At 33.2% G+C, this 232-nt stretch carries 1 protein-coding gene; it reads right to left on the minus strand.

What is annotated here, in order from left to right; all coding sequences use genetic code 11:
* Window positions 1–232 (minus strand): hypothetical protein (locus tag SB679_RS26465; protein WP_410705422.1); only part of this gene is annotated, 232 nt, incomplete at both ends.

Raw genomic sequence — 232 nt, forward strand, 5'->3', positions numbered from 1 at the left:
CTGTTCAACAGGCCTTGTGGTCGCTACATATTGCAGACATAATCTGTCGATTAGATTTTTGTAGGAGTTTTTTTTGTTAAAGCTTTGAATCTGTTCGTCATAAACCTCCAGATTTTTACTAAACTGATTTATGTTAACAGATTTTAAAGCAGCACCCTCACTTGTTTCAAACCAATTGGTAAATTCACTATCCCTGTTTTTGTTCATCATAGGAATAAAAACAATAGGAAAT

The organism is Chryseobacterium sp. SIMBA_029, from assembly GCF_046535275.1.
Taxonomy (GTDB): domain Bacteria; phylum Bacteroidota; class Bacteroidia; order Flavobacteriales; family Weeksellaceae; genus Chryseobacterium.